Raw genomic sequence first — 5,891 nt, 5'->3', positions numbered from 1 at the left:
GTGGAGACCAACGTCATCGGCGTCATCCGCGTCACCAACGCGATGATGCCGCTGCTGCGCCGCTCTGCCTCACCGCGGATCGTGAACATGTCCAGCAGTGTCGGCTCCCTCACCCGGCAGTCAGGGACCGCTGGTGAGCTGACCACAGGTCCAGTGGCCGTGGCGTACTCGCCCTCGAAGACGTTCCTGAATGCCGTCACCCTCCAGTACGCCCGGGAGTTGAGCGGCACGAACATCCTGATCAACGCCGGCTGCCCCGGCTACGTCGCGACCGACCTCAACGGCTTCCGGGGCGTGCGCACGCCCGAACAGGGCGCGGCCATCGCCATCAAACTCGCGACCCTGCCCGACGACGGCCCGACGGGCCAGTTCTTCGAGGACGCCGGCGTAGTGCCCTGGTGAATGGCACGGCGGTCATCACCCGCACAGCCACCAGGGTGAGGCCGCTTCCGCCCGCGCGTCTCGAACAGGTTCATCGACTGCTTCGGCCGCCCCGGCCGACGCTCCGGTGTGTGCGTGTGTGGGGTGGTGTCAGCGGGATGGGTGGCAGCGGGCTGGTCGAGGACGAGGGATCGTCGAGCTGGTCTTCTGTCGGTCGAGGTCAGGGATCTCGGCTGTCATGAGGTGAACAAGTCGCTGTCATGGCCAGCGAGTTGCGCCTGTCACGCGCGGTAGGCGGCTGACGTGGGGTCGCTCATTCCTGTGCACACCGCCTCGGTGGGGGAACGGGCTGATAGGCATGACCGCCGATCCCCTGTCTACGCGGCCCGGCGCCCTGCCGAAGACTTCTCCGGCGTCCACAGCCGGTGTGGAGTCGCCCGAGGCCGAGGCCTCCGCCGAGGCCGACGCCGAACGCCGCCGAGGCCTCCGCCACGCTCCCGACAGAATCGTCGCGCGTCGAATCAGCGAGCGCCGTCCCGGCCGCCGCAGGACCACAAGCGAGCGCCGTCCCGGTGGAAGAACTGCGCCTGGCGCTCGCCGCCGAAGATCATGCTGAGCACCTCCAGCTCGGACACCCGGGCAGCATCGAGCAGGCCCTGTCATCGTCCGGCGGTGTCAGCGGACGAAGATCCGGTGCGGGGTGTTCGTGGTGGCGGGCTGGTCGCGGTCCAGGCGGACGCCCGGATAGGTCTTCGCCCCGCTGCGTACGCCGAAGCTGGTGGCTACGGCCAGCAAGCCGGTCACGCCTGCCAGGCCGGCACCGGCGCCGCCGCCGCCGATGAGGCAAGCGACGACAACAAGGCCGATCCCCGCCGCGAGCAGGAGCCAGCCGAGCGTGCTGCGGGTCCGCCGCTTCTGCGCGGCGGTCGACTCGGACTCCAGCACGACCCTGATGGGGACGCGGCAGTCTCCGCAGACTACGTCGAGGACGACGGACCCCGCCTCCGGGCGCCGACTCGCGCCGAGCGGGAACAGGCGCCACTGCGACCGATAGGTCGTGCTACGCACCCCCTCGGTGCGGGTCATGCTCGTTCGGTGGCCCAGACGAAACTGTGAGACTTCAGTGGGCACGCTCATGGATCTCGCTCCGTTCCCCCGTACGCGGTCCCCCACGCGTTCGCGCGAGCCGCGATGCTAACAGACGCCCGTGCACACGTGATGAGGATCCGCGAAACGGGTTGGGGTCTGATGCCGCCGGCGGTGAGGAGGTATCGCCGGTCGGGATGGAGCCGCTCGTGGAGGTCGTACCGGCGTTTGACCCAGATGCCCAGAGCGTTGCCCTTGGAACACGGGACGCCGTCGGCGACGTCCCAGGGCAGGCCGGCTCCGACGTGGTCGCGGGGTGCGGTAATAGTCGCGCTGCTCCTGAGCTGGGCGCGCTGGTGGAACACCAAGCACCAACCAGCCGCTCAGGACGGCCGCACCCCAGCTGAGGCGTGGAACGGCGACCCGACACCGCTGCACGATGTCCACCCGAGCATCTCGCATTCAAATCAGGCTACGACCTCCTCCCTTCCGTCGCCGGACCCCTGCCTGCTCTGCCGGCCCCGCAGACAGGAGAATGGCCAGGCGCGGTGCGCGCCGCACCCCATCGCCCGCGACGCGCACCGCACCCGAACGACCACGACGCCCAGCAGCTCCCCAGACCCGGCCCTGCCCGCCCCTGCTGCGCTCCGCGCACGCTCTCGACGGTGCCTCAGGCGACATGACCTGGTGGCTTCATGAGGGGCAGCCAGGCCCCGGACTTCGTGTCCGGACGGGGCAGGCGGATCGGGTGCGCAGGACGAACGGGCTGCCCTCCCCTCTGCCCTCTCGGCCCTACCGTCCGGCCGGGCGGCGCGCTAGATGTGGGTCGCCCACGCGCGTTCGGATGAAGATGAAGGAGCCCGTCATGCGAGCACACGACCCCGACCACCAGGACGCGCGCACCCCCGCGCCACCGGTCGGCCGCAGGACCGACAACGCCCCCCGCGAACAGGCCCCCGCGTCGTTCCCCAGCGGGCTGCTCGCCCTGCAGCGCAGTGTCGGCAACGCCGCGGTCGTGCGGATGCTCCGCCGCACCGGAGACGTCCCACCCGCCGTGCAACGCCACGAACACGACGCCGGCTGCGGCCACCTCACCCAACAGCGGACCGGCGCCGGCCCCGGGGCCGCGGTTCAGCGTTCGGCCGTGGCAGACGTCCTGCGCTCCGCAGGCCGCCCCCTCGACGACACCACCCGCACCGACATGGAGAACCGCTTCGGCGCCGACTTCACCGACGTCCGCATCCACGACGGCCCCGTCGCCCGACGCTCCGCCGCCGAAGTCGGCGCCCGCGCCTACACCTCCGGCAGCCATGTGGTGATCGGCGAGGGCGGAGGCGACAGGCACACCCTGGCCCACGAACTCACCCACGTCATCCAGCAGCGCCGGGGCCCGGTCGCCGGCACCGGCACCGGTTCCGGTCTGAGGGTGTCCGACCCCTCCGACCGCTTCGAACGCGAAGCCGAGGCGAACGCGCGCCGGGTCATGGCCGGGCCCTCCCACACCCTCGAGGCTGCGGGAACGTCGTACCGAGCCTCGTCCTCTTCGGCCGGGACGACGGCCGTGCAGCGCTATGCGACTGTGGACGCAGAGATCGGTGACTTTTCGAAAGCCCGGATATCCGAAAGCGGAAAATATGTTCTGCTGGGCATGGAAGGGGACAACTGGTCCAATGTGATATGGGTCAGGGAGGATGTCGCAGAAATTCCGAAAGGCTGCCGTCTGAGCAACGTCCCGCCCATAAGCTACGGCGGAAGCCAGTACTTCGAATACGTGCCGGACGGACTCTTCCTGGCAGACTGCGCCCATACTGCCGAAGAGGTCATGCACGGGAGGTCCCTGAAGTACTCGGAAACCGAACAGGAGGCGGCCGAGGCGCCGGTCGTCAGCAAGTTCCGCGGCATCACCGGCGACGCCGACGAGGACCTGCTGTTCGGAGAGGGGAACGAAGAGAACATCGGAGCGGCGAAGAAGTATGCCGGCCGGCGAGGAGGAGCGGGGCAGGGACCGAACCACCTGGAGAGCCCAGAGGTCGGCCAAGCGTTTGTCACCGTGGAGACTTCACTGGATAAGGAGGGGAATCCGAACAACGCCTCCGGATGGCCATTCCACGTGGCGGCGGTGGTGGCCGTGGACGGCGGTGACCGCATCACTCTCGAGCAGACCGCCAGTGAACGTGACGCGAAACCCGGCGACGGCCGCCAGGGAATATTCGACATGTACGGCGTCGGCAACAAGACGACCAGTTTCCATGCCCGCGGCAGAAAGGGCAACAACTTCTCGAACAAGGCGGTTACCGCTGTCATCGCCGGGCGAGAGGGGATCGATCTCCCTCTTGACGAAAGAATTCGCACGCTCGAGGCGGCGGCGAGGACTGACCACGGCGTAGCGGACGAGCTGATCCAGGAAGCCGAGAAAGGGAATTCCCCGGAGGACCTGGAGAGCGCCTGGGGAGCCAAGAAGGATGCATGGGAGTCCACGGAGAGGGTCTGGCAGGACAGGGCCAAGAACTGGCAGATCCGCAGTACGAACCTGATGGGCGGTCAGAAGAGGGAGGCCGAACAGGAGGCTTCCCGATGCAAGGGCAAAGCCGAAGCGGCCCAAGAGATGGGCGAGCTCATCGAGGCCGCACTCGAGCGGGTCAAGAGCGGTGAAAAATATTTTGCCTGCATCAGGGGAGTAAAATCCAAGGACCGCAGCAAAAATGCCAGGGAAGCCATGGAAGAATCTCTTGTGCCGCAGTCCTGCCATGACGGGCCGTCTGACATGGAGATCGACCAGTGAGCGTGGTCTGCCGGTTCCCGCTCGACACCCCGACGCTCCCACCGAAGCCCGGCCGGCCCCGCCGCCCAGCCCTTCCACGCCGCCCTCGACCGCGCCGGCCTCCGCACCCTGACCGACAACGACCGTCAGGCCGTCCACGACCTCACCCGCCACCTCGATGACGCCACGCTGCGCCAGGTCATGAACTGGCTGGAGCGCACCCGCACCGCCGTCGGCGTTGATCGTGTGAGGGCATTTCCACCTGGACCCCAAAGGGGCTCTTGATCGTGGCCAGGGCCTCGCGAGCCGCGGCTGACAAGGCCGTGGGCGTGTTCGGTGAGCACGCAACGAGTGCGGCTTCCCCGGTGTCCGCGTACTGATCTGAGTGCTCCAGCGCGTACGGAGTTGTGTGCACCACTGACAGTGAGGATGTTCATGAGCGGTTCCCGGGCAGGTCTGACTCAACCTCTGACTGACCTCGGGTCCTCAACGGGATCTGTCGGCCTCGTCCGGGAGCCGCTCGTGAGCATCCGCCGGCCCGGTTTGCGTGACTTCATAAGAGGGCGTTCGATAGGGGATTCCCCCCAACTGTCCGGCTTTTGTTCACGCGGCACGGACTCGGTTCCAGGATCTCGTAGCGGCCGGGTCCGTGTCCGCGATATTGATCAACCGTGACGGAACGACGCCGGTACCCCTCGGACCTGAAGGACGATCAGTGGGAGCTCATCGAGCCCATGCTGCTGGAGTGGCGACGCACCCGCGCCGAAGGGCGTGAGCCCACGACCGGGCTGCGCGAGGTGGTGAACGCGATCCTCTACGTCGCCCGGACCGGGATCGCCTGGCGGTACCTGCCGCACGACTTCCCGCCCCACACCACCGTCTACGGCTACTTCAAGGAGTGGGAACGCGACGGCACCACCGAGCAGATCCACGACACACTCCGTGACCAGCTGCGGGCGAAGAAGGGCCGGCGGATCCTGCCGACAGCGGCGATCATCGACGCCCAGTCGGTGAAGGCCTCACCCAACGCCCCGGCCGACAGCCAGGGCTACGACGGCGGGAAGCGGGTCAAGGGCCGCAAGCGCCACATCGCCACCGACACCCTCGGCCTGCTCCTGGTCCTGATCGTCACCGCCGCCGGTGTCCAGGACTCGGCGGGCGGCAAGCAGGTCCTGGACACCCTCGCCGCCCAGTGGCCCACGGTGACCAAGGCATGGGTGGACGCCGGCTACAACAACGGCGTCGTCAAGCACGGCGCCGCACTCGACATCGACGTCGAGGTCGTGGCCCGGGACAAGGAACAGAAGGGCTTCGTCGTGCAGCCGATCCGCTGGCGCGTGGAGCAGACCTTCGGGATCATGTCCCGGTACCGGCGGCTCCACCGCGACTACGAGGAACTGCCGGACCGGTCACGCTCGATGATCCACTGGGCCATGGTGAACTCCATGACCAGCCGCCTGACCGCCAGCCCGGACAGAACCGGGCAATACCTCCGCCCGAAACCCCTCGCGGCAGCCTAAATCGGTATCGAACACCCTCTTACCGGTGGTGAACTCCTCGGCCACGACGCGCCAGCGCGGATCCGGGATCTTGGAGAAGAGCTCAGAGGTGCTGGCTACACCGTCTGGCCGGACGGTGGCCGACGCATTCGTGCGCGCCATGC

General features: G+C 68.1%; 4 protein-coding genes. 3 read left to right on the top strand and 1 reads right to left on the bottom strand.

Translation table 11 applies throughout. The features are described 5' to 3' along the window. A partial coding sequence (locus KS423_RS36580; RefSeq protein ID WP_224284054.1) for an SDR family NAD(P)-dependent oxidoreductase occupies nt 1–402 on the top strand: 402 nt, incomplete at its 5' end. Between the two features lie 654 nt (nt 403–1,056). Here KS423_RS36580 and KS423_RS36575 read toward each other — a convergent pair. After that, nucleotides 1,057–1,467 (bottom strand): hypothetical protein, encoded by a 411-nt coding sequence (locus KS423_RS36575; protein ID WP_224284053.1) that lies wholly within the window; start codon nt 1,465–1,467, stop codon nt 1,057–1,059. Nucleotides 1,468–2,332: 865 nt separating this feature from the next. Here KS423_RS36575 and KS423_RS36570 point away from each other — a divergent pair. Both KS423_RS36570 and KS423_RS36565 read left to right on the top strand, forming a co-directional pair. Continuing rightward, entirely contained in the window at nt 2,333–4,249 is a 1,917-nt protein-coding gene (locus KS423_RS36570; protein ID WP_263455621.1) for a DUF4157 domain-containing protein, read from the top strand. 650 nt (nt 4,250–4,899) lie between these two features. Further along, entirely contained in the window at nt 4,900–5,748 is an 849-nt protein-coding gene (locus KS423_RS36565; RefSeq protein WP_224284051.1) for an IS5 family transposase, read from the top strand. Nucleotides 5,749–5,891: the final 143 nt, after the last annotated feature.

The organism is Streptomyces sp. LS1784 (assembly GCF_020103755.1).
Taxonomy (GTDB): domain Bacteria; phylum Actinomycetota; class Actinomycetes; order Streptomycetales; family Streptomycetaceae; genus Kitasatospora.
Note: the sequence above shows the minus strand (reverse complement) of the source record. Positions and strands in the feature narration are given on the sequence as shown.

What these genes read in the sequence shown, in the direction of transcription:
- KS423_RS36570 (WP_263455621.1), top strand. Translation starts at nt 2,333, where the DNA reads ATGCGAGCACACGACCCCGACCACCAGGACGCGCGCACCCCCGCGCCA.
- KS423_RS36575 (WP_224284053.1), bottom strand. Translation starts at nt 1,467, where the DNA reads ATGACCCGCACCGAGGGGGTGCGTAGCACGACCTATCGGTCGCAGTGG.